General features: G+C 37.5%; 17 protein-coding genes and 2 tRNA genes. 10 read left to right on the forward strand and 9 right to left on the reverse strand.

Annotated features, from left to right (window positions below; all coding sequences use genetic code 11):
* Positions 1–70: 70 nt before the first annotated feature.
* Complete coding sequence (locus tag QF004_RS07600) at positions 71–598, forward strand: NAD(P)H-dependent oxidoreductase (protein ID WP_133438896.1); 528 nt, start codon at positions 71–73, stop codon at positions 596–598.
* Positions 595–2,436 carry a monovalent cation:proton antiporter-2 (CPA2) family protein gene (locus tag QF004_RS07605; protein ID WP_133438897.1) on the forward strand — a complete coding sequence of 614 codons (1,842 nt, stop codon included), beginning with the start codon at positions 595–597 and terminating at the stop codon, positions 2,434–2,436. Before QF004_RS07600 ends, QF004_RS07605 begins: the two co-directional genes overlap by 4 nt.
* Positions 2,437–2,488: 52 nt before the next feature.
* Here QF004_RS07605 and QF004_RS07610 read toward each other — a convergent pair whose 3' ends face one another.
* On the reverse strand, positions 2,489–2,896 hold the full coding sequence (locus QF004_RS07610; protein WP_133438898.1) for a type II 3-dehydroquinate dehydratase: 408 nt from the start codon (positions 2,894–2,896) through the stop codon (positions 2,489–2,491).
* A 240-nt stretch (positions 2,897–3,136) separates the two neighbouring features.
* On the opposite strand from QF004_RS07610, the gene QF004_RS07615 reads away from it, so the two are divergent.
* The 3 genes from QF004_RS07615 (at position 3,137) to QF004_RS07625 (ending at position 11,433) form a co-directional block, all read left to right on the forward strand.
* Complete coding sequence (locus QF004_RS07615) at positions 3,137–8,074, forward strand: translocation/assembly module TamB domain-containing protein (protein ID WP_373456883.1); 4,938 nt, start codon at positions 3,137–3,139, stop codon at positions 8,072–8,074.
* Entirely contained in the window at positions 8,074–10,419 is a 2,346-nt protein-coding gene (locus QF004_RS07620; protein WP_307424611.1) for a BamA/TamA family outer membrane protein, read from the forward strand. The genes QF004_RS07615 and QF004_RS07620 overlap by 1 nt, the downstream gene beginning before the upstream one ends.
* Positions 10,420–10,521: 102 nt before the next feature.
* Positions 10,522–11,433, forward strand: a complete 912-nt coding sequence (locus QF004_RS07625) for a YihY/virulence factor BrkB family protein (protein ID WP_133438900.1) — start codon at positions 10,522–10,524, stop codon at positions 11,431–11,433.
* 355 nt (positions 11,434–11,788) lie between these two features.
* Here QF004_RS07625 and QF004_RS07630 read toward each other — a convergent pair.
* From QF004_RS07630 to QF004_RS07645, 4 genes are all read right to left on the reverse strand, one after another.
* Positions 11,789–11,863 (reverse strand) — tRNA-Glu (locus tag QF004_RS07630).
* A gap of 25 nt (positions 11,864–11,888) precedes the next feature.
* Positions 11,889–12,143 carry a 30S ribosomal protein S20 gene (gene rpsT, locus QF004_RS07635; protein ID WP_133438901.1) on the reverse strand — a complete coding sequence of 85 codons (255 nt, stop codon included), beginning with the start codon at positions 12,141–12,143 and terminating at the stop codon, positions 11,889–11,891.
* An 89-nt stretch (positions 12,144–12,232) separates the two neighbouring features.
* A tRNA-Glu gene (locus QF004_RS07640) sits at positions 12,233–12,304 on the reverse strand.
* A 60-nt stretch (positions 12,305–12,364) separates the two neighbouring features.
* On the reverse strand, positions 12,365–13,654 hold the full coding sequence (locus QF004_RS07645) for an N-acetylmuramoyl-L-alanine amidase (protein WP_133438902.1): 1,290 nt from the start codon (positions 13,652–13,654) through the stop codon (positions 12,365–12,367).
* Between the two features lie 66 nt (positions 13,655–13,720).
* On the opposite strand from QF004_RS07645, the gene QF004_RS07650 reads away from it, so the two are divergent.
* From QF004_RS07650 to QF004_RS07660, 3 genes are all read left to right on the forward strand, one after another.
* On the forward strand, positions 13,721–16,306 hold the full coding sequence (locus tag QF004_RS07650; protein ID WP_133438903.1) for a putative LPS assembly protein LptD: 2,586 nt from the start codon (positions 13,721–13,723) through the stop codon (positions 16,304–16,306).
* 126 nt (positions 16,307–16,432) lie between these two features.
* The gene (locus QF004_RS07655) at positions 16,433–16,813 is read left to right on the forward strand and encodes a Rid family detoxifying hydrolase (RefSeq protein WP_133438904.1); all 381 of its coding nucleotides are present in this window, start codon (positions 16,433–16,435) and stop codon (positions 16,811–16,813) included.
* Complete coding sequence (locus QF004_RS07660) at positions 16,814–17,257, forward strand: hypothetical protein (RefSeq protein WP_307424617.1); 444 nt, start codon at positions 16,814–16,816, stop codon at positions 17,255–17,257.
* A 53-nt stretch (positions 17,258–17,310) separates the two neighbouring features.
* On the opposite strand, the gene QF004_RS07665 is transcribed toward QF004_RS07660, so the two are convergent.
* Positions 17,311–18,822, reverse strand: a complete 1,512-nt coding sequence (locus QF004_RS07665) for a trypsin-like peptidase domain-containing protein (RefSeq protein ID WP_307424619.1) — start codon at positions 18,820–18,822, stop codon at positions 17,311–17,313.
* A 307-nt stretch (positions 18,823–19,129) separates the two neighbouring features.
* On the opposite strand from QF004_RS07665, the gene QF004_RS07670 reads away from it, so the two are divergent.
* Positions 19,130–20,044, forward strand: a complete 915-nt coding sequence (locus tag QF004_RS07670; RefSeq protein ID WP_133438907.1) for a dimethylarginine dimethylaminohydrolase family protein — start codon at positions 19,130–19,132, stop codon at positions 20,042–20,044.
* 284 nt (positions 20,045–20,328) lie between these two features.
* Here the strand turns inward: QF004_RS07670 and QF004_RS07675 are convergent, their stop codons facing one another.
* Positions 20,329–20,991 carry a copper homeostasis protein CutC gene (locus tag QF004_RS07675; RefSeq protein ID WP_307424624.1) on the reverse strand — a complete coding sequence of 221 codons (663 nt, stop codon included), beginning with the start codon at positions 20,989–20,991 and terminating at the stop codon, positions 20,329–20,331.
* Positions 20,992–21,066: 75 nt separating this feature from the next.
* Here QF004_RS07675 and ctlX point away from each other — a divergent pair, with 75 nt between their 5' ends.
* Positions 21,067–21,990 (forward strand): citrulline utilization hydrolase CtlX, encoded by a 924-nt coding sequence (gene ctlX / locus QF004_RS07680; protein WP_307424626.1) that lies wholly within the window; start codon positions 21,067–21,069, stop codon positions 21,988–21,990.
* A gap of 344 nt (positions 21,991–22,334) precedes the next feature.
* Here ctlX and QF004_RS07685 read toward each other — a convergent pair whose 3' ends face one another.
* Complete coding sequence (locus QF004_RS07685) at positions 22,335–24,551, reverse strand: TonB-dependent receptor domain-containing protein (RefSeq protein ID WP_307424629.1); 2,217 nt, start codon at positions 24,549–24,551, stop codon at positions 22,335–22,337.
* 339 nt (positions 24,552–24,890) lie between these two features.
* Positions 24,891–25,232 (reverse strand): DUF3817 domain-containing protein, encoded by a 342-nt coding sequence (locus QF004_RS07690; protein WP_133438911.1) that lies wholly within the window; start codon positions 25,230–25,232, stop codon positions 24,891–24,893.
* Positions 25,233–25,342 lie beyond the last annotated feature (110 nt).

Below are 25,342 nucleotides of genomic sequence, written 5' to 3' on the forward strand. Positions count from 1 at the left end.
AATAAAGTTTCTTTGCAATAAATAGAGATTTTTTTGATTTTTTCACTATTTTTATAAAAATTCAAATTCCGTGAAAAAAACGCTGGCCATATTTGCCCATCCTTATTTTGAATATTCAACCACGAATATTGAACTTATTAAAGCGTATGAAACTTCTGACCTGCTGACTTTTAAAGATTTATATGAAGAATATCCGGATTTTCATATCGCGACTTTCAAAGAAAGAAAAAGAATAAGAGAATATGAACGGCTGGTTTTTCACTTTCCCTTAATTTGGTTTGGCCTGCCACCACTGCTCCGTCTATGGATTGACGAAGTTTTCGACATGAGCTGGAAAGCTGAAGACGAAAATGATCATCCACTGATGAATAAAGACGCCATCATTATTGTAACGATTGGGGCGAAAGAGGAACATTATCAGAAAAACGGATTGTATAAAACCACCATCGAAGAATTGATGAGACCGCTTGCATTATGTTTGGAGGTAACGGGAATTGAGGTAAAAGAAATCATTGCCGTTTACGAATCAGATGATCTGCAGGAAGAACAGTTAAAAACAATCTGTCATAAAATTACAAAAACTTTAGAAACATCATGAATGAAAGTTCATTAGCCCAAACTGCCTTAATTTTTTTAGGTGCTGCAATCGTAATGGTTCCACTGGTTCGGAAACTGGGGCTAAGTGCGGTGATCGGTTTTATATTGGGCGGAATAATCATTGGCCCTTTTGGTTTGAAACTGACAGGGAACGATTCCAATGACATTATGCAAGCCACAGAATTCGGCGTCATCATGTTGCTTTTTTTAGTTGGTCTGGAAATCGAACCAAAAAAATTCTGGAAAATCCGAAAGAAAATAATCGGGATGGGATTAGGACAAATGGCCATCACCGTCACCCTGTTATATCTGATTTTTTACCTGGCAGATTGGCGTAAGGATCAGGCATTGGTGGCCGCCTTATGTTTCAGTTTATCTTCCACAGCAATTGTTTTGCAGACTTTAAAAGAGAAAAATATTTTCAGAACTGATGTTGGTGAAGCCTCTTTCTCCATCCTTCTTTTTCAGGATATTGCCGTAATCCCAATTATCGCGCTTTTGCCGGTTATTGCCAAAAAATCAAATACTGACGAGAACCAGTTATTGTTGCAATATCTCCCCGACTGGCTACAACCGTTTTCGATTATTTTAGGTGTTATTGCTTTGATTATTTTAGGACGCTATATATTTGTTCCGTTTCTCCGGTATGTTTCCCGTTCCGGTATGAACGAATTGCTCACCGCTTCTTCCCTTTTCCTGGTCATTGGTGTTTCTGAACTGATGCATGCTGTCGGATTAAGCCCCGCCTTAGGCGCATTTATCGCCGGCGTAATGTTGGCAACCAGCGAATTCCGCCATGAGCTGGAAAGCCAGATCGACCCTTTCAAAGGTTTACTGTTGGCTGTATTTTTCGTGAGCGTGGGATCTACAATAAATTTCCACGTCATCATGGGAGATCCGATGTTTATTTTCACTACCATTATTATTGTTTTAATTGTGAAATTCATCGTCTTGGCAGGCGTTTTAAAATTATTTAAATTAAAACTGCATGAAAACCTTCTGGTGGCTTTTGGACTTTCACAAATTGGAGAGTTTGCCTTTGTCCTGATCAACTATTCTACAAAACTCTATTTATTCGACCCGAAACTCAACGCGCAGTTAATGGCCATCACTGCAATTACCATGTGTGTAACGCCAATTCTTTTACTCATTAATGAAAAGTTGATCGAACCACACATTCACGACGTGAAAAATGATGAACCTGAACTGGAAGAGCCTATCGAAAAGCAAAGAATCATCATCGTAGGTTTTGGTCATTTCGGCAGTACCGTGGGACGGCTGTTAAGAGTGAACGGAATCAGCGCAACCGTTCTGGATAATGATCCGCAACGTATCAATCTTCTGCGTTCCAAAGGATTTAAAGTATATTATGGTGACGCTTCCAAACCGGCAATTCTTCGATCTGCCGGTGCAGAAACCGCAGATCTTTTAATTCTCTGTCTGGACAGTCCTGAAAAAAATAAATTTATTCTCGAATATGCCCGCGAACACTTTCCACAACTGAAAATATTCGTCCGTGCAAAAAACCGTCTTGATGCTTATGATTTCATCAATAACGGTGTGGAAAATATTTACCGTGAAACGTTAGGAACCGCTGTAGATATGGCTGTTGACATTTTAAAAGCAACCGGAATGCGCGCGTATGCGGCCAGAAGATTAGGGCAAAGATTTATGGTGATCGATAAAGCGATGACGCGAAAATTGGCAAAAGAGCAGTTGAGCGACAAAGTAACTTTCACGATGACAGAACACCTGGATCGTGAGGCAGAACTTCTCGCAGAAGACAGCCACTCTTTCGACGAATCGCAGTGGAATGAGTATGAGGAATATCAGAATTAGGCAACAAACTGCCAGCAATATGAAATGGTTGATTGTTTAAGAAATGAATTCTCTAATGCAAACTCAAGATTGCCAATCGGTATCCTTTCATTCCGAAACCACTTAAAATCCCATCCGCATTTGCAGCCGTTACGGATTTCTGGCGGAACTCTTCTCTGGTGTAAATATTACTGATATGAACCTCTATTTTCGGTTGCGAAATATTTTTCAGGCAATCGGCGATTGCATAGGAATAATGGGTAAATGCGCCGGGATTGATCACCAGACTTTCAAAATCATCTTCTTGCAGACGGTTGATAATTTCACCTTCAACATTCGACTGATAATAGAGAAGTTCGTGTTGCGGAAACTCCTGCCTTAAATCCTCAAGATAGTGTTCCATAGAAACGCTTCCGTAAATTTCCGGTTCGCGGGTTCCCAAAAGATTGAGATTAGGGCCGTTCAATATTAAAATTTTCATGTAGAAATTTTTACAAAGATATGGTTTTACTGAAAATAAAGGCTTTTAGGCTTAATAATTGTTACAAAAAAAACTGGTTCATCCCCATTTTTCGTAAAATAGGAGCATCGCAGGTTTCGTTCATTGTCCTCCTTTAGAAAAATGTATTTTTGTAATCACCTCAAACTCTAATTTGTGAATATTTATCATAAGATTTTAAAGTACACCGGAATCTTCATCGCCTCTTTACTGGTGTTATTGATGGTCCTGGTTTTCAGTTTACAATTCCCTTCTGTTCAGAATTTTGCCAAAGGAAAACTGGTGAATTATCTGGAAAAAAAAATAAAAACCAAAGTGATTTTAGACCGTGTTTATGTCAGCTTCCCCAATAGTTTGGTGATGGAAAATCTGTACATACAAGGTCAAAAGGTAGACACACTCTTATTTGCCCGAAAACTGGATGTTGGTTTAAACATTCCTAAACTTCTCAAAAACACAGCTGATATTACTTCTGTCAATTTAGAAGGGGTGAAAGCAAATGTAGTCCGCAACGAAAACGGCACTTTTAATTTCGATTATATCATCGATGCTTTTGCTACCAAAGATGAAGAGCAGACTCCTTCGAAACCGTTTATTATTTCTTTGGATAAAATTAAACTTAAAGATATTGGGATTTCATTTATTGATAATCAATCCCGGAATGACATTAATCTTTACTTTAAATCATTTGACACCAGCGTAAAAACTTTCGATCTCAAAAAAAATAATTACGCAGTGAATGACATCAATATGGATGGATTGCGATTGAAATTGAAACAGGATTTAGTTGAAGAAGTTGCCAATAAAGTTGTAGAAAAAGTTGATTCTTTAAAACAACAAAGTCCGCTGAAATTAGGTTTAAATAAAATTAAACTCACCAATTTCAATATTGATTACGGCGACGACAATACCAAAACTTTTGCTAAAATTATTTTCAAAGAATTAAGCACGAAAATAAATCAACTCGATTTAGAGAACAGCAATTTCGGAATTGAAAATCTGTATTTAAAAGGAGCAGACATTAATGCCAAATTATTTCTGCCGGCGCAAAATGCCCATCCGAAAAAAGAAGAAAAAGTTTCCACCTCAACAGACGAAAAGTCATTAGCGCTTTTACTGAATAAATTAGTTTTAGACGATGTAAAAGTAATTTACGATAATACCGCGATTGCTCATACCAAAAGTGGAATGGACTTCAATCACCTGAGTTTTTCTAAAATGGATGTCGTTCTTTCTGATTTCAAAATGAAAGACAGAAGCTTTGCCGGAACTATAAAATCAGCAGAAATTAAGGAAAGTCGTGGCTTATATATTCAGAAATTCACCACCGATTTCGTGTTTGAAGATCAACAAGCGTATTTGAAAGAACTGTATCTGCAAACTCCAAAAACCATTTTGCGTGATGAAGTTGTTTTAAATTATAATTCAATTGAACAACTTTCAGCGAATCCTGGCGCAGTGAAAATTTCGGCTAACATCCAAAAATCTAAAGTTGGTTTTTCAGATATTTTAATGCTCGTTCCAACTTTAAAAAATACAGTTCCATTTGATAAATATCCGAATGCGATTCTGAATATTGATGCCAGACTGAAAGGAACAGTTAATGAATTACTGATTCAAAACCTGCAACTTTCGGGAATTGACCAGTTAAAAGTTAAGGCTTCAGGAACGATTAAAAACGCGATGAATACAGACCATTTATATTATGATTTAAATGTTCGGGAACTTTCTTCGTCTGCAAAAACTATTTATAATTTAGTTCCAAAAAATACGATTCCTACTAATATTACGCTTCCTTCCCATTTTAAAATTGCGGGAACAGCAAAAGGAACAACTCAGATTGTCAATACAAATCTGGTCGTAACTTCCACTTTAGGAAACGCCGGAATTCGAGCATCAGTCGATATGAAACGTAAAAATCAGGAACGTTACGATGTTCGGGCGAACCTGCAAAATTTACAAATCGGAAAAATTATTCAGAATAAAGATGTTGGTTCCATCACCGGACAAATCGCGGTGAAAGGACAAAATTTCGATCCCAATAAAGCGAATGCCGACATTAAAGGAAACATCAAATCGGTTGCTTACAAAGGTTATACGTACCAAAATATGGCGCTGAACGGAAAAGTAAATCATGGCGCTTATGTTGTTAATCTCGATTCTAAAGATCCAAATGCGGACTTAAAATTATTGGCTTCCGGTAATTTTTCGCAAAAAGAACCTACCATTAAAGTGAAAGGAACGATCCGAAAACTGGATTTACACCAACTCGGTTTTTACGAAGATCAAATGATTTTGGCCGGAGATATCGACGGCGATTTCACGAGTTTAAATCCCGACGCTCCGAACGGATATTTGAATGTAAAAAACTTTGCGATTTCTGACACCAAAGATATTTTTCCGTTGCAGGAAGTTTCTCTAAAAGCTGTTTCAACCGCAGATCAGAATCAAATTACACTGCAATCCCAAATCGCAGATATCGATTTGACAGGGAAATATAAATTGACACAAATCTTAGGTTCGCTGAAAAACACAATTAACCAATATTATCAGTTTCAAAAGCCGGGAACGAAAGTTGAAAAAATCGATTCAAACCAGTTTTTTACTTTTAATGCTAAAATTAAAGACGATAATTTACTTCGGAAATTTGTTCCAGAATTAACGGAATTTGAACCGATAACTTTGGCTGGAAATTATAATGCCGATTCCCGGAAATTAGAAGTCAGCGGACAAATTCCGCAAGTGACTTACGGTGCGAATAAAATCAGCGGCGGCGTTTTAACCATTAATAATTTGAATGACGCCTTGGTTTATGATGTGAAACTGGCAGACTTTAAAAATGAAAAAATTGCTCTAATGAAATTAAGTTTAAATGGCGGCATTAAAGACAATCTCATCTCCTACAACGCTTCTACCAAAGATGAAAAAGACGTCACGAAATTTCTGATCGCAGGAAATGTTGAAAAGATGGGCGACCTCACAAAAATCAGGTTAAATCCTGATGGTTTAACTTTAAATTACGACAACTGGCAAGTTTCATCTGATAACTATATCCAGTTAAGCAGCAAAGGAATTTTGGCTAACAACTTTGCAATTTCAAATAATGGAAGTGAAATAAGTGTTCAATCTGAAACAAATATTCCAAACAGTCCTTTGAATATTTCCATAAAAGATTTTAAAATTGAAACCATTACCGAACTCATTAAAAAAGATTCGCTTCTGGCAAAAGGGAATATTAATGGAACTGCACAAATCCGCGACTTGCAAAACAATATGACTTTTACGTCAGATATTGATGTGACTGATTTGTATGTTTACGGAAGTCCGGCCGGGAATTTAGAAATTAAAGCCAATAACCAATCTTCGGATTTAATCCTTGCAGATATCGCACTTTCCGGCTTTGATAATGATGTAAAACTGGGAGGAACTTACAATACCAAATCCAGCGATTTGGATATGAACCTCAACATGAATCAGCTTCAAATGAAAACGGTTCAGGGATTCTCGATGAATGCCATTGAAAAAGCTGAAGGTTATCTTTCCGGAAATTTAAAAATAAGCGGAAAAACCGATGCGCCAAATATTTTGGGCGGAATTAAATTTAACGAAGTTGGTCTGGGACTAACCCAATTGGGAAGCCGTTTTAAAAACATTAATGATGAAATAAAATTCACCAACCGTGGAATTGATTTCGATAGTTTTAAAATTAAAGATGAATCCGGAAATGCCATTGTAATCGACGGAGCCGTGCTTACCAAAACTTACAAAGATTTTGCTTTTAACTTAGATGTAAAAGCGAGAAACTTTAAAGTAGTCGATTCTGAAAAAGACAACGACAAAATAATGTACGGCGTTCTCGCGATGAATGCCGATTTAAAAATCCGTGGTAATATGGATTTACCAAAGGTTGACGGAAATTTAAAGGTGACCGATAAAACCGATTTCACTTTTGTTTTACCGCAATCTTCACCTGCTTTGCAAGAGCGTGAAGGAATTGTAGAATTCATTGATCAAGATCAAATTGCTTTACAAAAAACTATTAAAGCAGATTCACTAACCGACCAAAGCCAAATTAAAGGAATGGACGTGAACGTGAATATCGAAGTCGTTAAAGACGCGAAAATCTCATTAATTATCGATCAGGCGAATGGTGATTTTGTAAAACTTCAAGGTGAAGCACAATTAACAGGTGGAATCGATCCTTCAGGAAAAACCACTTTAGTCGGCATTTATCAGGTTGAAAAAGGAGCGTACGAAATGTCGGTAAGTTTACTGAAAAGAAAATTTGAAATCGAAAAAGGAAGCACCATTACCTGGACGGGCGAACCGATGACGGCAAATCTAGACATTACCGCAGTGTACAAAACCGACGCAGCACCACTCGATTTATTGCAGCAGCAATTGGCAACCGCTTCTGCCAGCGAACTCAATCAGTACAAGCAAAGAATACCGTTCAACACTTTACTGATCATGAAAGGTGAATTGCTGAAACCTGTGATTACTTTTGACATCACCACTTCTAAGGAAAACAATTCTGTCTCTTCTGAAGTGATTGACAATACGACGGCGAAACTCGATCAGTTGCGGCGCGAGGAATCCGAAATGAATAAACAGGTTTTTGCCTTGCTTCTTTTAAACAGATTCGTGGGTGAAAACCCTTTCCAAAGTGAAACCGGTTTGTCGGCTTCTACTTTAGCGAAACAAAGTGTGAGTCGGATTTTATCGGATCAGCTGAACAATTTGGCTTCGGATTTAATTGGTGGCGTAGAATTGAATTTTGATCTGGAATCCACTGAAGATTATTCCAGCGGCAATAAAAATGAAAAAACCGATCTGAATGTCGGCCTGACCAAAAGATTATTTGATGACCGCCTAAAAGTGACGGTGGGAAACAATTTCGCTTTGGAAGGAGATGCCAGACAAAATGAACAGATGACCAATATCGCAGGCGATATTACTTTGGATTACAGTCTTTCTAAAAACGGCAGATACATGCTGCGTGCTTACCGTAAAAACGATTATCAGGTCGCCTTGCAAGGACAGATTATCGAAACCGGCGTTGGATTTATCATCACCTTAGATTACGATCAATTCAGGGAAATATTCGAACGTTCCAGGAAAAATAAAAATTTCAGAAAACAAAATACGTCTTCAAAATAATGATAAAACTGAACAATTCTTATTATAAAATAATCACGACACTTTCTTTGGCATTCCTAATTTCATCCTGTAGCAATACCAAATTTCTGCAGGAAGGTCAATTGTTATATATCGGCGCGAAAATCAACATTAAAAATGATACGCTCTCAAAAAAAGAAAAATCAAATTTAAAAGAAGCACTTCAGGAGCAACTTCGCCCGAAACCGAATTCTTCTTTTTTAGGTTTAAGGCCTAAACTTTACATTTACAATATCTCCAAAGAACCTAAAAAACAAAAAGGAATTGGTTACTGGCTGAAATATAAAATCGGAGAAAAACCCGTTTTGCTGGGTGATGTCGATCGGGAATTCAATAAAAAGATCATCGTAAATTATTCTGAAAACAAAGGTTTTTTTAATGCAAAAGCGTCATCAGACACCATTTCTAAAAATAAAAAAGCGCAGGTTATTTACACCTTAAAACCTGGTGCAAGATATTTGATCAGCAAAGTTAATTTCCCCGAAGATTCTACCGTTATCAATTCTGAAATCCAATCGATAAAGGATAAAACTTTTTTAAAAACAGGAAATCCTTTCGATTTAGACATAATCAAAGCAGAGCGTGAGCGAATTGATGAACATCTAAAAAACCGCGGTTTTTATTATTTCAGTCCTGATAATATTATTGTTCAGGCAGACAGTACCGTAACCCAAAAACCAGAAGTTGAACTTTTCGTAAAACTGAAAAACAATACGCCGGCATTGGCAAAAGACCAGTTCACGATAGACAAAACGATCGTTTTTGCAGATTATGATATCAGAGACGTAAAACTGGGGAAATATGGAGTTCCTTATAATACCGATTCTGTAGAAATATACAACAACATTCACATCATCGATCCTAAAAATAAATTCAAACCGAAAATTTTCGACCGTACGCTTTATTTTGACAAAGGAGATCTATACAACCGAACAGACCACAATCTTTCATTGAACCGACTGATCAGTTTAGGCGTTTTCAAATTTGTGAAAAATGAGTTTATCGTTTCAGATTCACTGAATCATCAATTTGATGCATATTATCTTTTGACACCGAGACCTTTTCAGTCTTTGCGTTTAGAAACTTTAGGAAAAACCAATTCCGCCAATTATACCGGTGGAGAAGTTAATCTGAACTGGACGCACCGGAATTTTTTCCGCGGCGCTGAACAGTTAAAAGCGGCTATTTATGGCGCAGCAGATGTTCAGGTCGGCGGTCCAAAAGACGCGAACAATATTGTCAGAGTCGGTGCCAATGCGCAACTTTCTATTCCGAGAATTGTGGCGCCTTTCAAATTTCATTCTTCAAGTGCTTATGTTCCGCGAACGAACATCAATATCGGTTATGAATATCTGAGCAGAACTCAATTGTATACTTTGCACAGTTTCACGACTTCATTCGGATATCTTTGGAAAGAAAACGAAAGAAAGGAACATGAATTAAAAATTTTGGATGTAACCGTTGTTGCCCCACAAAAGGTAACAGAGAAGTATCTGGAACAAATTAAGGGAAATCCATCGAAAGAAATCCCGGCAAATCCATCGCTTCAAAGAGTAATTGACAAACAATTGATTTTTGGTCCCACTTACAGTTACACCTATACCAATACGATGCTTCCGAAAAAGAACACTTTCTATTATAAAGGAAGTACAGATTTGGCAGGAACAATCACCGGTTTAGTGAGTGGCGCCGATGCAAAAGCCGGAAAACAAAAAGAACTTTTCAATATTCCTTTCAGTCAATATGCGAAGATGGAACATGATTTCAGATATTACAGAAAGGTGAACGATAAAAGTACTATTGCTACGCGGTTTATTGCAGGAATCGGATATCCTTACGGAAATTCAATGACAATGCCTTACGTAAAACAGTTCTTTGTGGGCGGAAGTAATAGTATTCGTTCCTTCAGAGCCAGAACTTTAGGGCCGGGAAGTTATGATCCAAGAATCCAAAATGCGTCTTTCTTTTTTGATCAGTCCGGAGATATTAAATTAGAACTGAATGCAGAATACCGCGCGAATATTTATAAGTTTTTAAATGCCGCCGTATTCGCTGATGCAGGAAATGTCTGGCTCGTGAATGAGGATCTTACCCGTCCGGGTGGAAAATTCTCCAAAGACTTTGTAAAAGAAATCGCAGTTGGTGCCGGCGTCGGATTAAGACTTGACTTTTCAATTCTTATTTTAAGACTGGATTTGGCAATGCCTCTCCGCATTCCTTATTATGAAGAAGGCGACCGCTGGACTTTTGATAAAATTGATTTTGGAAGCAGTGCCTGGAGAAAAGACAATTTGATTTTGAATATCGCAATTGGTTATCCTTTCTGATAATTTGATGAAAAAAGTTAGACCACATTACTTTTTGAAGTATTCTTTGGTAACTCTATGGTAAAAAAAATAAGTGTTTTACTCTAAAAAAAAGATAATGAGATGAAGAAGTTAACTTTTTTATGGACGACTTTAATGGAAACCTTCACCGAATGGAATAATTCGCCGGCGGGTAAAGACGCTGCGAGTTTGGCCTATTATGCGATTTTTTCGATTCCGGGATTATTGATTATCATTATTTGGATTGCCGGAAACTTTTTCGGGGAAGAAGCCATTCGTGGTGAAATCAGCCATCAGATCAACAGTGTGATGGGACAGGATGCCGCCCAAAGTATCGAGGACATGATCGCAGGAGCGTTGATAGACCGGCAGAATATCTTCATGAAAGCATTGGGAGTCGCTTCGCTGATTTACGGTGGAACGACCGTTTTCTTTCAGCTTCAAAAATCATTAAATAAACTTTGGGACGTAGAAGCAGCACCGAAAAAAGCCATTATCAAATTTTTACTCGACCGCGCCAATTCTCTGGGAATGATTATCGTGATTGGTTTTTTATTAATGATTACGATGGTTCTTTCTTCCCTGATCAGCCTGCTGAATAATTTCATCATGTTTCGGTTAGGATTTGAAACCTATGTTTTAATGGAGACCGTGAATTATTTGTCTGGATTTATCCTGGTCATCCTGGTTTTCGCTTTTATGTTTAAGGTTCTTCCGGATGCAGAAATTTCATGGAAAGCGGTTTGGCCGGGCGCATTTCTTACGGCACTTCTTTTTACCGTCGGCAAGTTTTTGCTCAGTCTTTACTTTTCAGAACTGAAACCAACCTCCGCTTTCGGGACCGCAGGAACAATCGTTTTAATTATGATGTGGATTAATTACTCCTGTATGCTCATCTTTTTTGGCGCAGAATTTACTAAAGTGTACTCCCGGAACAAAGGAATTAAGATCGTGCCGTCCCGCCATGCAAAATGGAGTGCAGAAAAACTATATCACGAATCATTAAAAGAATAACTTAATCCTCCTCGGAAAGACCTAAAAACCTGTAACGATTATATTCATCACAGGTTTTTTTGGCTGGAATTAAAATATTTTGATAGAATTTGCTGATGATTAGTCTACAATAATAAGACAACTTTTTATCAGCAAGAATAAATTGTGCAGCGAAAAATGATAGTGAATAATGCCGCTTTTTGAAATTATGTTGATCATTTTTCTTTAACCTGCGTGATAAAAAGCTCATCGCCTTGAGAAATGCAAGGATTTATTAAAACATTGATATCCTAAGTTGGTTCCATGATATTGTAAATTTAGACAAACCTATGAACAGGGCACAAAAAAAACTTCCGAAAAATTAATTTCGGAAGTTTGGTAGCCCGTAGGGGAGTCGAACCCCTCTTACCAGGATGAAAACCTGAGGTCCTAACCGATAGACGAACGGGCCAGTGCGTCTTTGCTTTTTTATATAATTACGCTAATTTATTAACGTGCTTAGTCAACTTACTTTTAAGGTTGGCCGCCTTGTTTTTGTGGATGATGTTTTTCTTCACCAACTTGTCTAACAAAGAGATTACTGATGGCAACTGTAAGGTAGCGGCAGCTTTATCTTCTTCATTTCTCAATACTTTCAAAACCGTTCTAGCAGTCTTGTGGTAATATCTGTTTATTACTCTTCTCTTTTCGCTTTGTCTGATTCTTTTCAGAGCTGATTTATGATTTGCCATATCTTCTTAAAACTTGGGTGCAAAGATAATAATCTTTTTTTAATTACAAAATCTTTTTTAATAAACTTTTCAAAAACTTTCATCTTTAGTAGCCTATAAGGGAATCGAACCCCTGTTGCAAGACTGAAAATCTTGAGTCCTTACCACTAGACGAATAGGCCTTTGCTTTGAGGACTGCAAAAATAGAAATTAGTTTTTAATCCTGCAACATTTTTTCAAAATTATCTTGAAATTTTTTGAATCACCGAATTATTAATTCCTTTTCCCTCCAGATCATTTTGCACTTTTACCGCTTCTTCTAAACTGGAAAACTTGCCGTAGGTATAGTAGAACTTGCCTTTCTCCTTTGTGCGGATCACGTCTTTCAAGGTATTGAGCACCGCAGAATTGGCACTTAATTTCTGATCACTCACCGCAACTTCTAAAGTATAATAACCAATACCTAATTTCTGATGGGGTACAAATGATATCGCCACAGCATTTTTAAAGCCGGCATCTTTAACCGTTTTTAAATTATTATCCCGAACAGAGGCCAAATTAGTCACGCTATAATAATACTTATACAAATCATTGTCTTTGATCGTTAGAACGTAATTCAGGCCTTTTAAAGCCGGATCACTGCTGTTATACTTCATCGGTGATGACATCAGTAAAATTCTGAAATCATTTTTCAAAGCGATTTCTGCCGGCCTCTCTGGTTCTTTTGGCACATTTACAATGCTTCCATTTCTTTCAATCGCTTTTTTATAACTTACAATAGCGTCATAAATACTTTCCGCAATTTCATTTTGACCCTTGTCCGAGGCCAAATACATTCCTTCCTCGTAATTACTGATGAAACCGGTTTCAATTAAAACAGAAGGCATCGCGTTTAACCGCAGCACGTGAAGATTCTGTTGTTTTACTCCCCGCGAAAACCGCTGATTCTTTTTTTCAAAATTCCCTTCTACAAAACTGCCGAAGAGAAGACTGCTTTCTAAATATTTACTTTGCTGAATTTTAAGCGCAATTAATGATTCAGGAGATTTCGGATCGTACGAAGCAAAGGTCTCGCGGTCTTTTTCATCCAGGAAAATCACATCATTTTCTGCTTTGGCCACTTCAAGATTTGTTTTATTCTGATCTGGACCCTGCACAAAGGTTTCGGTTCCATATGGCGAAGTTTTCGTACTTGCATTGCAGTGAACGGAGACGAATAAATCTGCTTTACTCCGGTTCGCTAAGGTAGTCCGATCGGTTAATGACGGAAATTCATCGATTTTCCGGGTGTATATGATTTTAAAATCCTTGCTTTTTTCGAGCATACGCCCTAATTTCAATACCACAGCCAGGGTAACATCTTTTTCCCGTAAAGTTCCAAGTTCACTGTAATACCTGTTTGCCCCATGATCAGAGCCACCATGCCCCGCATCCAGGACAATCGTGAACTTTTTTTGAGCACTGGGAAGAATAAATATCAATGAGAAAAAAAGGAATAAATATTTTTTAAAAGAAAAACTATCAGTAATCATCGGTAAATTTTAAAATTTATATTAATTTTGACGGCAATATATAATATATAATAGAATAAAAGCGCTTTGGTCAAAACTGGCTTCAAAAATATACCTCTCGTTTTAATTATCCTAATTTTTAACAATTTTTTAGCACATCTGCATGCTCAAAATTTGACTGGAAATAAGATAGTTGCTAAGACTGTACCCAAATCTGATACGGTTGTTCTAAAGAAAGAACAGTTGCAAGCAGTGGTGAAAACAAAAGCCGACCGCACCAGAAACGACATCCCAAAAAAGATGACCTACCTGAACAAAAATGCGCAGGTGAAATACCAGGACATGACCATCGATGCCGATTACATCTCTATTGACTGGGACAAGTCGCTGGTCTTTGCAAGAGGAGAACTCGATTCTTTGGGGAAGATTATAAAACCTGCAGCCGCCATTCAGGGAGGCAAAACTTACGAGTACGATGAGTTCACCTACAACATCAAAACCCGCCAGGCAATCGCTTTCAATGCCCGGACTGAGGAAAGCGAAGGGGTAATCGTTGCCGAAAAAACAAAGAAATATAACGATTCGGTCTTCTTTATGAAAAGAGGAAAATATACCACCGACGAATATTTCATCAAGAAAAAAGATACGATCGCGGATTACTATTTGCTCGCTCCCAACATTAAATTAATTAAAGGAAAAAATAAATCGCAGGTCATTACCGGACCGATTCAGATGTATATCGAACAGGTTCCTACGCCTTTGATTATGCCGTTTGCGATTTTACCCTTTTCGGATAAAAGAAGCGCAGGGATTTTAATTCCAAGTTTTGGTGAAAGAGAAGATGTTGGATTTTTCCTGAATTCTCTGGGCTATTACCAACCAATCGGGGAACATTTTGATTTCAAAATTCTGGCCGACCTCTATACCAAAGGAAGCTGGAATTTAAAACCTGAAATCAATTATAAAAAGAATTACAAATATACGGGGAACTTTTCTGCGGATATGGGAACAACTGTACGTGGGATAAAGGGTCTTGCCGATTATTCCAAAACAGGAACGTACCGGATTGCGTGGCGACACCAGCAGGACTCCAAAGCCAATCCATTTCTTACTTTCTCGGCATCCGTGGATGTGGTGAGCAACAAGTTCTATAATAATACCGTAAATAATAATTACGCCTTTAATCAAAACAACCTCAACGCGCAACAGAATTCATCAGTCAGTATTGTTAAAAGATTCCTGACTTTACCGGTCACCATTACAGGAACTTCTTCTTATTCTCAGAATTTCTCGACCGGTTTATCAGATTTAAAACTTCCGCTCATGAATGTGGCGATCAACCAGTTTTATTTATTCAAACCAAAGACGGGAATCCGACAAGGCTTATTAGAAAACATTACGGTAAATACAGGGCTGAACCTGAATAATTACGTGCAGACAAATGAGGGCGAGCTGTTTACCAAAGCGATGTGGGATAAAATGCAAACCGGACTCCGAAACAACATTACCTTAGGAACCAATACCACTATTGCGAAATTTTTCACATTCTCGGTTTCTGCGAATGTAGATAATGCGCTGACCACCAAAACACTGACGAGAAATTACAACCCGCTTACCAATAAAGTAGAGGATCTGCTAAACAATAAAATCGCAGGATATTCTTCTTTCTCCACCAGCACGAGTTTACAGACTGTTCTGTACGGAATGTTAAATTTCAAAAAAAATTCATCCATTCAGGCGATTCGTCACATGATGACTCCACAGATCGGCTTCAGTTATTCGCCGGATTTTTCCGCGGCCAGTTTCGGATATTATAAAAATTATTATAATGACCGTGGCGAAATGACGCCCTACTCTATTTTTGACCGCGGTATTATTGGCTCTCCCAACTCAGGTCTGGTACAGGCGCTAAGTTTTTCGGTCAATAATAATTTAGAGATGAAAGTAAAGTCTAAAAAAGACTCTACCGGAACGAAGAAGCTGAAAATTTTTGAAAGTTTAAATTTCAATACCAATTACAATTTCGCGGCACCCAATCATAAATGGTCGCTGTTCAGTTTCAGCGGACAAACCACCTTATTTGAAAAATTGAATTTGAACACCAACTTAACATTGGAGCCTTATCAGATTATTTTTGCCCCAGGAAGTGAAACCGGCATCAGAACAGAAAACTTCGGACATTTCAGCATACAGGGTTTCAATGCACAACTTTCTTATCCGTTGAGTGAAGCCATCTTTGGTGAAAAAGAAGAACTCGCGAAGAAATATAAAACCAAAGGAGAAATACGGAATGAAGATTATTATTTTGATGAAGATCATTACGCCAGATTTAAACAGCCCTGGACTTTAAATGTAAATGCACAGTATGGTTACACCCGAACCTTAACCCGATTCGGGAACAATGTAGCGTCATTAGGACTAGATGGCAGCATTAAATTAACGCCTTTTTGGAATATCACAGGAAACTTATATTACGATATTGTCACCAAAGAAATCGCGACCACGCAGTTAGGATTCTCCCGTGACCAAAGAAGTTTCACCATCAACTTTAACTGGATTCCCTATGGACAGTACAAAGTGTACGATTTCTTTATCGGAATCAAAGCCAACATTCTGCGTGATGCAGTGAAATATAAGGATCGAAGTTTCACCCAACCCAATGCGCCATTTTAAATTTTAAAGAATTAAACTTTAGTTTTATATTTGCCAAAAATCAATCCTATGAAATCGCCATTATCAAATACTGTAAACAAACACAAATAGAGGCGATTCCATATGACTTAAAAAAACTACCTACTTATGAAAAAGATTATCTCTACTTCGAAAGCTCCAGCTGCGATTGGACCTTATGCACAAGCGAATTTTGTGAATGGAATCCTTTATATTTCCGGGCAGATTCCCTTTAATTCAGAAACTGGCAAAATAGAAGAAGACATTGATAAAGCGACTCATCAGGTGATGAAAAATTTAGAAGCGATTCTTACTGAAGCAGGACTCACCTTCGATAACGTGGTGAAAGCAACTATTTTCCTGAAAAACATGGATGATTTCGCCGTGATGAATGACATCTATGCCTCTTACCTTAACCCGGAAAGTTATCCGGCAAGAGAAACAGTTCAGGTATCTTGTTTACCGAGAAATGTAGACATCGAAATCTCTATGATCGCACATCAATTTTAAATGAACTTTCTAAGAAATACATTTGCAGTTCTCACAGGTCTGGTTGTGGCGGCAATTCTTATTTCACTGGGAATAAGGCTGAACTCATCGTGGATTACCTACGGGGAATACGCCCCTTTTCAACGATGGGAAACACTGTTGAAATCGATGGAGCACAAACCTTATTTTTTTGTAGCCTTACTCATTTCTTCCGGCATTGCGGCGACCGTAGGCGGTGTTGTTACTGCAGTTATTGTAAAATACGCGAAAGTGGCTTATGCCATATTAATAGGTTTTATCTTGCTGTTTATGGCGATGCTGGACATCATTATTTTCCCGTATCATCCAACCTTTTATAAAATTTTAATCTTCCTTACCTTCTTCCCTTTTGCATGGATCGGCGGCAAGATTACAGAGGTAATTTATGAAAGAAAAAAAAGACAGCGACGGAAACTTAACAAATAAAAAAAACGCAACCTTTAAAAAGTTGCGTTTTTTTTATTTGTTAATCAATCCAGTTAAGGCATTTTGAATCCTCTTGTCGTAATTCTGCCCATTTCGTCAACATATTTCACCTGTACGTTTCCGCTGTAACCCTGCAAAATTTTCTCTATGTCTTTTTGGGAATTCACGGGTTTACCGTTCACTTCGATGACGATGTAATTATCGACAATTCCGATTTTCGACATTTCACTGCCATCCTGTACATTTTTGGCAATAACGCCACTGGTTAAACCATAATCGGTTTTGAATTTTTCACTTAATGGTTCGAATTCTGAGCCGATTTTCTCGGTAACACTTAAATCCGCCTTGCTTCTCAGTGAAGTTCCCCCTGTCTGGTCTTTCAAAGTCACATTTACGGTGTTTTGTTTTCCGTTACGCAGGTAACTGACTGCTACTTTATCGCCTGGTCTTTTACTTCCTACCGCAAAGGACAGGTCATAATAACTGGAAACCGCCGTATTATCAACTTTGGTAATAATATCACCCGTTCTTAAACCGGCATCTTCAGCTCCCCCTTTATCGGCAACTTCAATTAAATAAACACCGTCCCCACTTTTCAGATTGCTTTTTTTCTGCTGATTGTAGGCGGCAACAGTTCTTTCATCGGAAAGATCCAAAGGCACTACGCCCAAAAATCCTCTCTGTACCAATCCAAACTGTTTGATATCTTCAACTACTTTTCTTGCTAAATTCGATGGTACCGCAAAACCGTACCCTTCATAATAACCGGTTTTGGAAGAGATCGCAGAATTAATCCCGATCAATTCACCATTCGGATTAACCAGCGCTCCACCTGAATTTCCCGGATTAATGGCCGCATCGGTCTGAATAAAGCTTTCAATCGGCGATTTAGACTGCTGGCTGAGCAAATCGATACTTCGTCCTTTTGCAGAAACAATCCCTGCGGTAACCGTAGAATTTAAACCCATCGGATTTCCGACTGCTAAAACCCATTGCCCGACTTCTACATTATCGGAATTCGCAAAATTAAGGTAAGGCAATCCTTTTTCTTCGATTTTTAGAAGGGCGATATCGGTGGTCGGATCCGTACCTACCAAATTGGCAACATAAGACTTCTTGTTAGAAAGAACGACTTCTAATTTGGTTGCACCGGCAATTACATGGTTGTTTGAAATAATATAACCGTCCGGCGAAATGATTACTCCAGAACCCATTCCGGTAGGCATATTAGGCGGCGGAGCCTGTTGCTGCTGTCTTGGATTTCCGCCAAAAGGATTGAAAAAGAAATCAAACATATCCTGATCACTTGTTCTGCTTTTTTTGTTGGAAAAGTTTTTGATACTCACTACGGCTGGAACTGTCATTTTGGCAGCTTTCACGAAGTCATCGCCTACTCCCGCCATATTAAAAGAGGCGTATTTTGCATCGCTTGTCTTGGGAGCAAAATAATTAAAATCTGAATCATGGTTTTTTACATTAAAGTAATTGAATGCGCCAAAGGTTGTGGCTCCAGACATTACTCCTACTACTGCATACGGAATCAGTTTTTTTAAGGTGTTTCTCATCGTCATAAAATATTTAAAACGTTATATTTAATTGTTTACTAAACAAATTTAGTGCTAAATCAGTATTCATAAAAAGGGGTTCGTTTCAACTTTAACTAAACATTAACAACAATTACCATATTTTAAATAAATTTAAATAAATTTACCTTTACCTATCCTGTTTTTTAACAATTTCTTGAGAATCATTTCCAATGACAAAATAGCAGATAAATGATGACAGACAAAAAAATCTTTGTTATATTTGAAACCTATTCTTAAAATCAAAACAAACTAATTACTTCTTTAAATTTCTAATCAGCAATATCGTATGAAACTCAATATCAAAAATGAAACAGGAAAGCTTAAATCGGTTGTTCTGGGGCAGCCTAATTCTTTAGGAGCCATTCCCACTTTAGAGGAAAGTTACGATGCGAAATCTTATGACACCATTCAGAAAGGCATTTATCCTACCGAAAAAGAGGTCATACACGAGATGAACGAATTTGAAAAAATATTAAAAAAATACGGTGTTCAGGTATTCCGTCCGGAAATTATCGAAAATTACAATCAGGTTTTTGCCCGTGACGTCGCTTTTGTTATTGATGACAAAATGATTATTTCTAATGTGATTGCCGACCGTGCGGATGAACAGGAAGCCTATCGTAAAATTTTCGAAGAAGTGAAATGGAGAGACATCATCAATCTTCCAGAAACAGCCCACATCGAAGGTGGCGACGTGATCGTCTGGAACGATTTTCTTTTCATAGGAACCTGTTTTTCTGAAGATTACAGAAATTTCAAAACCGCCCGGACCAACGAATACGCCATTAATATCCTGAAGGAGTATTTTCCTAAAAAGAGAATTCTTGATTTTGAATTAAAGAAAAACGACCGCGAACCTTATAAAGGAATCCTGCATCTCGACTGTACTTTCAATCCTGTCGGGACCGATAAATGCATAATTTATAAAGACGGTTTTGTGGATGAAAGCGATTATCTTCTGATCCTGGATATTTTCGGTGAAGAAAACTGCTTTCATGTGACCGATGAAGAAATGTTCGAAATGTATCCTAATATTTTCTCGATTTCACCGGAAATCGTCGTTTCCGACTCCTCATTTACAAGAATGAACAATCACCTGAGAAACGAATGGGGAATGACGGTGGAAGAAATTCCGTATCGTGAGATTTCGAAAATGGGTGGCTTGCTCAGATGTTCTACGATGCCTTTGGTGAGGGAATAATTTTAAAAATAGAATTCTTTTTTAACCGCAAAAGAGACAAAAAAGTAATGTGAAAATAGATTGCCAAAAGAATTCAAAAAAACAGAATTTTTATTCCACTTACATTTTGCAGTCTTTTGAGTTACTTATTATAGCAGAATGCTTTTGTATCTTTTGCGGTAAACATTTTTTCAACTGAATGACGCTAAATTTACAAAAGTCAGATTTTCAATACCATTTTTTTGAACTTTTAAATTTCTTTCAAGTACAAAACTCCGGTGTCTTTTGAGGTTTAAATAAAGGTTCTAAGAACTTAACAGTTTCAATTTTTTAATTTCATTGTCGGTAACGAAAGTATCGTAATCCCTGATCGCAGAAGAATGAAAACTTTTTCCGCCCGTAAACTTTTTCAATTCCAAAATATTTTTGGAACGTACGCCGCCACCAATCAGAATCTCGATTTTATCGGAATATTTTTCAATTAAAGTTTTCAGCATCTCTTTTCCTTCCATGGCTGTTGGTTTTCCACCGGAAGTGAGCACCGTTTTGAAACCTAATTTAATTAAAGTTTGAATAGATTTTTCCAAATCTGCGGTCCGGTCGAAAGCACGGTGAAAAGTACACGGCGTTTCTCCGGCAAGCTCGAGAAGTTTCTTATTTCTGACTACGTCAATTTCGTTGTCAGAAGTCAATACCCCAAACACAAAACCGTCTGCTCCTCCTTCTTTAAAAGTGATTATACTGTTTTTCATCTGAACAAATTCATCCTCAGAATAAAAGAAAGGCCCACCTTTCGGTCGGATCATCACATAAACAGGCATTTTATAATTTCTTTTGAGATGCAAAAATTCGTAAAAGTCGGGAGTGGTACCGCCGAGCTCCAGATTATCACAGAATTCGATTCGATCCGCCATCGACTGGCAGGCGGTTTCCGCAGAGGTCACTTCAAAACAGGCAATTTCTAACATAGGTTTTTTATTGTCTATAAATTTAAGTATTTTTGTGACATAAAGGGGTGAATATCCTGCTAAAACATACAATTCATGCAAACAGCCAATACCGTTCTGATGGTAGAACCGATCGCTTTCGGTTACAATTCTCAAACTGCTCAAAACAATTATTTTCAGGTTGAACAAAAAGAAGCCGATATTCAGGAAAAAGCGCTTCAGGAATTCAATAATTTCGTTGCAAAACTTAGAGACAAAGGAATTCAGGTGATTACGGTGAAAGATACTTTAGAACCCCATTCCCCGGATTCTATTTTCCCGAATAACTGGGTGAGTTTTCATGAAGACGGAAGAGTGGCTTTGTACCCGATGTTTGCGCCCAACCGGAGAGTTGAAAGGCGCGCCGATATTTTAGATACCGTTCGCAATGAAGGCTTTGTAATTAAGGAGGTCGACGATTTATCATCTCCCGAAAATGAGGACAAATTTCTGGAAGGAACGGGAAGTATGATTTTCGACCATGACTATAAAATCGCCTACGGTTCTGTTTCTCTCCGTTTAGATGAAGAATTATTCCGTGATTTTTGTAAGCAGTTTGACTACACGCCAGTTGTTTTCCATTCGCATCAAAATGTCGGAAATCAAAGATTACCCATTTACCACACCAATGTGATGATGTGCGTTGCAGAACAATTTGTGGTAATCTGCCTTGATTGTATCGATGATGAACTGGAAAGGGAAAAAGTACAGGAAGTCATCAAATCAACCGAAAAAGAAATCATTGAAATCACTGAAGAGCAGCTTCACCAGTTTGCCGGTAATATGGTACAGGTTCAAAACGAAGAAGGAACTCAGTTTTTAGTGATGAGCGAAACGGCTTACAAATCACTGACTCCGGAACAAATTCAAAGAATAGAGAATTACTGCGAAATCATTTATGCCGATCTGAATACGATTGAAGTCAACGGCGGCGGAAGCGCAAGATGCATGCTGGCGGAAGTTTTTCTACCGAAGAACTAATATCAGTTATTGTGGACGAATACGAAACATCTTTTCCACAGCAATTATTTATAAGCGAACCAAACTGCAGTTTATTATAAAAAAGAAGCCACTTTATTGAGTGGCTTTTTGTTTGCAGTGTTGAATTAAAAATCCGATTTGTGACTAGTTTTGGTAGGGTTCAATGTCGGAAGAGTTTCCGTGGTTGAAGGCTATGATACTTTTTGTAACACCACTTGATTTTTACTGCCGCAAGAAAACTTTCCAACCGGATTAAAATCCCAACCCTTTTTAAACATCAAAAATCCACAACATAACGTCGTGGATTTTTTTTACAATTTAATAGGAAGTATGAAAAATTTAAATTATCTCGTTCTGTTCTTAATATCTTTATCTGCGCTGTCAATGGTCCGTACTTTTTTCACCTTTTGGTTTCCGAAGTTATACACGATGGTCAGTTCAACGCCTCTTCTGTATTGATTCTGATTGACATAATTGTAATTCCCGTTTTGCTGGTAATCTTCAATAACTATTTTGTGCGTATTTAAAACATCATTAAAGCCAAGCGAGAAAGTCCATTGATCCCAGATTTTTTTAATATTCAAATCTAAACTCATCAAATTGTGAAGTTGGCCCAATTCGATCTGCTGTCGGTCAACATAGAAATAATTCACGCCTAAAAACCAGGTCTTGTTTTTGTCGAGACGGATATTATTATTGGTTTGGATCAATAAACTGTTCGACGCTATATGATTTTCGTAGGTTGGAAAAATATCGCCAGTCAGGGGATCCTGATTCAAACTTCCGTTGTTCATATTCCTTTGCAGACCGATATTAAAATTGGATGTCAAATAGCCTTTAAAGAAAGTTTTCTGCATTCCAAGCATCGCAGTCAACTGCTGTTTGTCGCCGAAATTCGTCCGGATGTATCTCAGCTGATTTTTCCCGTCGATCACGCCTTGCAAAGGAACTTGTGTGATCTGATCTTTGGTTAAACTGTGACTTAATATCAGAAAATAAGAACTTTTATACATATAAGTCAATTCCTGATTATAGACCGAAGATGCTTTTACAAAAGGATTGTTTTGGGTATAATTAAATTCAGTTAAAATATTCCGCACCGGATTGAGTTCCCAAAAACTTGGTCTTCTCATTCTGCTGGAAAAGGCGTAGGAAATAGTATTCTTGTCATTAATTGCATAATTCATACTCAGATATGGCAGCAGCTTGTCATAATCTCTTTTGATATTTCTGAGGTTTTCATCCTGCGCATTATCAGAGTGGCCTTCGCTGTTGGTCAGTTCATACCGGGCGCCCAATTTACCGGAGAATTTTGGGGAAAATACTTTTTCAACCGTAAGATAACCGCCAAAAATATTCTCATCATAGAGAAAATGGTTGGGTTGTGGATCTACAAGATCCGTAATATAGTTGTAAGTATCATATTTCGTGTCATTATCAGTTTTTGTTTTGTTGAAGTTTCCACCGAAAGAAACAGTTAAATCTTTTTTAAACTTCTGAACATAATCTGCGGTTGCCGAAAAATTATGAATGACTTGCGGCTGTTCCTGATAAATTCTCAGAAGGCTTTTGCCATCATTTCCATTTTGATCAGAAGCGATGGTGAAATTATTCGAATTTTGAAATCGTTTGTACAGTAAACCTGCAACATTCAGATTCAGTTTACTTCCCAGAGAATCGGTCTTCAACTCGTAATTTAAATTCGCGGAATTGTTATAAGAACGCGCGTCTTCTTTACTTCTCGTCCAGGTATAATCGGTTTCATTTTTAACGGAATCGGTCGTGGTATTAAAAAGATTGACGGTGGAATTATAACTTCTGTTCGCCCGTGAATTATACGTTAATGCCAAACTGTTCTTGTCATTCAACTGATAATCAATATTCAGGTAACCTCCTAAATTTTTATTCGGATCTGTAATTCTTCCTTCAGACTGGTTGGTCGCGGTGCTGTTTCCGTTTTTTAAAATATAATATTGCTCCTCTATATTTTCACTGGTGTTGATGTTGGTGCTGATTCCCAACTTGTCTTTTCTGTAGTTCAGGCTTAAACCGGCACCTGTAGAATTGTAATAATTTTGCTGATTATTCATTCTCAAACTTCCGTTCAGACCGTTGCTGGCCTTCTTTTTCAAAACAATATTGATGATTCCGTCGGAAGATTCCACTTTATATTCACTTCCGGGCATGGTAATCACTTCGATTTTTTGGATATTTTCTGCCGGCGTGTTTTTTAAGAACTGAACCAAAGATTCTGCATCCATCTGCGTAACTCTTCCGTTGATGTAAATGACGGCGTTGGATTTTCCGGCAATTTTTAAAGTTTTATCGTCGGTAGAAGACACCAAAGGAGTTTCTTTTAACAGTCCGAAAGCAGTATTTCCTTTAGCAACTGGCGAAGCCGCAACATCATATACAAAACGGTCGCTTTCTTTTTTGAACACTTTTTTGGTCATTACGACTTCTTTGATTTCCTGCACTTTTGCAGAATCATTTTTTTGAGTTCCCTGTGCTAAAGCAACAAATCCGGTAAGTAGTGAGACGGTGATCAAAAGTTTTTTCATGGCGTTTAATTTTAAAAAAAGAAAAAAAAGGAAGCGGTGTTATTAGTTTAGAGCAGGTTATTAGTTTGGGTTATTGGTTTTTTGCTTCCTTCTTTTATTCAGTTATAGTTTTTTTAGTAGTATTACAATGCAAAGATATGTCATTTATTTAGTATCATGCAATACAAAGTAGTGAACAAACTTAATTAAAACAACTAAATAGCTGATAATCAGTAATAAAAATTTTTACTTTTTTAGAAGCTACAAATAGAAGACAACCAAACAGACCAAAACATTACCCTAAAAAACAAAAAAAGAGCAGAAATTTATGCTCTTTTAAATAATGTGCTGCTAATCAGTTTATTCCCTGTCAAGCCTTGCCAGTTTTTTATCAACCCAAATCGTAGCGAAAGGGAAAAACGCCGACAGTAAAGCAAATACGGTATCTTCATCGTCCCAGGTATAGATTTTTCTGGCAGGAATTAAAAGCAATAAATACAATGTAAAAAATAATCCGTGGATGTTTCCGATGATGATTATAAAAACCGTCGGCCACAAACCTTCCTGATCATACCGTTTCCAAACCATGGCAACGCAATAAAGTAGAAAGCAGGAAATGGCTTCGGCAACGCAAATCTGTTTAAACCATTTAACAATTTGCTCATGGCTATATTTTGCAAAAAAATTCTCGATAAAATGCATAGAAATCTTTGTTAAAAAACTTTAGTTAAAGTGAAGCAGCAAATTTAAGAATTATAATATTGATAAGATGAAACTGATGTTTTTCAATATTGCTTTTTGTGAACTTTAAG

It is taken from the genome of Chryseobacterium sp. MDT2-18 (genome assembly GCF_030815285.1).
Taxonomy (GTDB): domain Bacteria; phylum Bacteroidota; class Bacteroidia; order Flavobacteriales; family Weeksellaceae; genus Kaistella; species Kaistella salivictor.

What these genes read in the sequence shown, in the direction of transcription:
- QF004_RS07605 (WP_133438897.1), top strand. Translation starts at nt 595, where the DNA reads ATGAATGAAAGTTCATTAGCCCAAACTGCCTTAATTTTTTTAGGTGCT.
- QF004_RS07655 (WP_133438904.1), top strand. Translation starts at nt 16,433, where the DNA reads ATGAAAAAGATTATCTCTACTTCGAAAGCTCCAGCTGCGATTGGACCT.
- ctlX (WP_307424626.1), top strand. Translation starts at nt 21,067, where the DNA reads ATGCAAACAGCCAATACCGTTCTGATGGTAGAACCGATCGCTTTCGGT.
- QF004_RS07670 (WP_133438907.1), top strand. Translation starts at nt 19,130, where the DNA reads ATGAAACTCAATATCAAAAATGAAACAGGAAAGCTTAAATCGGTTGTT.
- QF004_RS07690 (WP_133438911.1), bottom strand. Translation starts at nt 25,232, where the DNA reads ATGCATTTTATCGAGAATTTTTTTGCAAAATATAGCCATGAGCAAATT.
- QF004_RS07660 (WP_307424617.1), top strand. Translation starts at nt 16,814, where the DNA reads ATGAACTTTCTAAGAAATACATTTGCAGTTCTCACAGGTCTGGTTGTG.
- rpsT (WP_133438901.1), bottom strand. Translation starts at nt 12,143, where the DNA reads ATGGCAAATCATAAATCAGCTCTGAAAAGAATCAGACAAAGCGAAAAG.
- QF004_RS07685 (WP_307424629.1), bottom strand. Translation starts at nt 24,551, where the DNA reads ATGAAAAAACTTTTGATCACCGTCTCACTACTTACCGGATTTGTTGCT.
- QF004_RS07625 (WP_133438900.1), top strand. Translation starts at nt 10,522, where the DNA reads ATGAAGAAGTTAACTTTTTTATGGACGACTTTAATGGAAACCTTCACC.
- QF004_RS07610 (WP_133438898.1), bottom strand. Translation starts at nt 2,896, where the DNA reads ATGAAAATTTTAATATTGAACGGCCCTAATCTCAATCTTTTGGGAACC.
- QF004_RS07675 (WP_307424624.1), bottom strand. Translation starts at nt 20,991, where the DNA reads ATGTTAGAAATTGCCTGTTTTGAAGTGACCTCTGCGGAAACCGCCTGC.
- QF004_RS07665 (WP_307424619.1), bottom strand. Translation starts at nt 18,822, where the DNA reads ATGAGAAACACCTTAAAAAAACTGATTCCGTATGCAGTAGTAGGAGTA.
- QF004_RS07645 (WP_133438902.1), bottom strand. Translation starts at nt 13,654, where the DNA reads ATGATTACTGATAGTTTTTCTTTTAAAAAATATTTATTCCTTTTTTTC.
- QF004_RS07620 (WP_307424611.1), top strand. Translation starts at nt 8,074, where the DNA reads ATGATAAAACTGAACAATTCTTATTATAAAATAATCACGACACTTTCT.
- QF004_RS07615 (WP_373456883.1), top strand. Translation starts at nt 3,137, where the DNA reads ATGGTCCTGGTTTTCAGTTTACAATTCCCTTCTGTTCAGAATTTTGCC.